This is a genomic window from Rhodococcus sp. P4_B6, from assembly GCF_056402215.1.
Genome location: NZ_JBFUHV010000360.1, coordinates 1 through 3,243 on the forward strand (window position 1 = coordinate 1; position 3,243 = coordinate 3,243).

General features: G+C 68.4%; 3 protein-coding genes and 1 pseudogene. 3 read left to right on the top strand and 1 reads right to left on the bottom strand.

What is annotated here, in order from left to right; all coding sequences use genetic code 11:
* Nucleotides 1-30: 30 nt before the first annotated feature.
* Nucleotides 31-1,122: a magnesium/cobalt transporter CorA gene (corA, locus tag AC1DWT_RS50315; protein WP_072948399.1), complete on the bottom strand. Its 1,092-nt coding sequence runs from the start codon at nt 1,120-1,122 to the stop codon at nt 31-33.
* A gap of 146 nt (nt 1,123-1,268) precedes the next feature.
* Here corA and AC1DWT_RS50320 point away from each other — a divergent pair, with 146 nt between their 5' ends.
* The 3 genes and pseudogenes from AC1DWT_RS50320 to AC1DWT_RS50330 all read left to right on the top strand — a co-directional run.
* Nucleotides 1,269-2,123, top strand: coding sequence for a PHP domain-containing protein (locus AC1DWT_RS50320; protein WP_206015133.1), 855 nt, complete (start codon nt 1,269-1,271; stop codon nt 2,121-2,123).
* Entirely contained in the window at nt 2,120-2,479 is a 360-nt protein-coding gene (locus AC1DWT_RS50325; protein ID WP_206015134.1) for a hypothetical protein, read from the top strand. Before AC1DWT_RS50320 ends, AC1DWT_RS50325 begins: the two co-directional genes overlap by 4 nt.
* 379 nt (nt 2,480-2,858) lie before the next feature.
* A pseudogene (locus AC1DWT_RS50330) lies at nt 2,859-3,243 on the top strand (NAD-dependent malic enzyme); the annotation flags it as partial.

The following is a 3,243-nucleotide window of genomic DNA, read 5'->3' on the forward strand; positions in this document are numbered from 1 at the left end:
GCGCGATCCGCACCGCGGCGCCGCGTCGCTCTAGAGCCAGTTGTTCCGGCGGAACGTGACGAACAGGCCCACCGCCACCGACGCGATCACGAACACCACGCCGTGATAGCCGTACTGCCAGTGGAGTTCGGGCATGTTGTCGAAGTTCATGCCGTAGATGCCCGCGATCATCGTCGGCACGGCCGCGATCGCCACCCACGCCGAGATCTTGCGCATGTCGGTGTTCTGCTGCACGGCGACCTTCGCCAGGGCGGCATCGACGAGTGAGCTGAGCACCTCGTCGTATTCGGCGATCCGCTCGGCGACGGTGGTGTGGTGGTCGAGGACGTCGCGGAAGTAGCGGCGGATCTCCTTCGGCACCGGATTGCCCGGTGACCGCGTCAGCCGGAGCAACGGATTCGACAGCGGGTTCACCGACTTGCGGAGTTCGACGATCTCACGCTTGAGCAGGTAGATGTGTTCGACCGCAACGCTGCTGCGCGGACTGAACACCGCCTCCTCCATGCTGTCGACGTCTTCCTCGATGGCCTGGGTGACCTCGAGGTACGTGTCCACCACGTGGTCCGCGACCGCGTGCAGCACCGCGTACGGGCCGAGGGCGAGCCGCTCCCCGTTCGCCTCCAGCGCGTGCCGGACGTTCGACAGCGGGGAATGGTCACCGTGCCGCACGGTGATGACGAAGTCGGCTCCTACGAAGACCATGATCTCGCCGGTCTCGACGATCTCACTGGCAGTGGCCACCGACTCGTGCGGCACATAGTTGACCGTCCGCAGCACCAGGAACAGCACGTCGTCGTAGCGTTCGAGCTTCGGCCGCTGGTGGGCGTGGACGGCGTCCTCGACCATCAGCTCGTGCAGCCCGAACGTCTCGGACACGCTCTCCATCTGGCCCTCGTCGGGAGCGAGCAGCCCGAGCCACACGAACCCCTGACCCCGCTTGCGAACCTCGGCCATCGCAGCCTGGTGGGTGTACTTGCCGGGAAGCCTCGTGCCGTCGACGTACACCCCGCAGTCCACGATGGCCCGCGCGGTCGGGATGCGGATCCTGGAACCCGGGTCCTTCTCGCCGTCGCGCTGATCCTTGTCGCTGCCGCGCCGGGGGAGCGAGGGCACAGACGGCACGGGGCCCTCCTTCACCGTCGAGTCGGAAACGCTGCCGGTGAATCGTACGTCAGCACCGGGTCCGGGCCGGGCGGCGTCGCACGACACGCCAGGCTTCCGGGCCGCACGCTCGGACCCCGTGCGGCGACACCTGACAGACTGGTCTGGTGCTCATCGATCTCCACACCCATTCGACGGCCTCCGACGGAACCGACAGTCCGGCGGACCTGGTGCGCGCCGCGGGGGCGGCGGGACTCGACATCGTGGCGATCACCGATCACGACACGACCGCGGGGTGGGCCGAAGCGGTCGCGGCGCTGCCTGCGGGGCTCGGGCTGGTGCGGGGCATGGAGATGTCCTGCGAGGGGCGGGGTGAGGACGGACGCCCGGTCGCCGTGCACCTCCTCGCCTACCTGTTCGATCCCGCGCACGCGGCGTTCGCGCGGGAACGGGAACGCCTGCGGAACGAGCGGATCGTCCGGATCCGCGCCATGGCCGAGCTGATGATGGAGGACGGTCTCCCCATCGACGCCGACGAGGTGCTCGCGGAAGCGGGACCGGCGGCCGGGCGCCCGCACCTGGCGAGGGCTCTGATGCGTGCCGGCGTGGTCGGCAGCGTCGGTGAGGCGTTCGTGGACCTGCTGGCCCCGCGGGGCCGGTACTTCGTCGACAAATCGGACACCCCGCTCGACGAGGCCGTGCAACTGGTGGCGGAGGCCGGGGGAGTGAGCGTCCTCGCCCACGGGAGGGCCCGCACGAGGGGGCGGCTGCTGTCGCTCGATCACGTCCGTGACCTGGCGGGTGCCGGTCTGCACGGGGTCGAGGTGCATCACCCCGACCATTCGCCGGAAGACGCGCGGGTGCTGCAGGCCCTCGCCGACGAGCTCGGTCTGGTCGTCACCGGCTCCTCCGACTACCACGGGACGAACAAACCGATCCGGCTCGGCGAGTTCGCAACGGACGCCGACGAGTTCGACACCCTCGTGTCGAAAGCATCCGGGGTGCAGGTGGTCTCGGCATGAACACGCACGAGTCCGAGCGATACGACCCGTACGCTCCCGCCGTCCCGAGGACGGTGGTGGCCACCGAACCGCGACGCAACCCGCTTCCGGTCCGCGCGCTGCGCGCCTTCAGCGGCGCAGTCGCCGCCGGTGTGGTGATCCTCTGCCTCGTCGTGATCGGCTCCGCCTACGTCGGCGGGGGCCGGGGCTTCCCGGGCCCCGGGGCGGTCTCGATCACCGCGCACGTGGTCGCGTCCGTGTTCGTGATCGTCGCGCAGCGGATTGCGGACCGCCGCGACGGGTTCGCCGCCGTGGTCGCGTCCGTGGCCGTCCTCGCCGCGGCGGCACTTCTGCTGGCCACCCAGTGGTGGGGTTGAGGAACGCTCGGCCCGATATCTGAAACCGGCCCTCACAGTGACCCGCCGGTAACTTATTCTCACAGGTAGAGGCCCGAAAACGTGAGACATCTGACTGTCGTGGCAATTTGATTGTGCATCGATATTCGTGCCAGACTTAGCACCACTCCGACGTCGGCGCCACCGCCCTTCGGCGGGGGTTTTTATGGCAGCGTTGCCAGGGGCTCACCCGCCCAGTGCCATGACGCTTCGGACGTTCTGCGGCCATCGTGATCGCGCACCCCGGAAGCTTCACCCCAGTTGTCGTTCGTGGAGTAACTGTGAGGATCAGCGCCGATCCCTACGGTTACTTCTCAGTAACCCGGCCCCGAGTGAGCCTGGACTTATCAGGAGTGTCATCGTGTCCATCGTGTCCGAACCCACCACACCGCAGAAGGTCGAACTGACCGACGAGGAGATCTTCGCCGGCCATCTCGGCGGCAAGCTCTCGGTCGAGACCACCGCTCCCCTCGACTCCCAGCGCGCCCTGTCCATCGCTTACACGCCCGGTGTCGCGCAGGTCTCCCGCGCCATCCACGCCGACGAGACCCTCGCCGACCGCTACACCTGGACCAACCGCCTCGTGGTCGTCGTCTCCGACGGCTCCGCGGTCCTCGGCCTCGGGGACATCGGCCCCCGTGCCTCCCTTCCGGTGATGGAAGGCAAGTCGGCCCTGTTCAAGAACTTCGCGGGCCTGAACTCGATCCCGCTGGTCCTCGACACCAAGGACCCGGACGAGATCGTCG

Bases quoted from the DNA above. Each gene is read 5' to 3' on its own strand.
- AC1DWT_RS50325 (WP_206015134.1), top strand. From the start codon at position 2,120: ATGAACACGCACGAGTCCGAGCGATACGACCCGTACGCTCCCGCCGTC.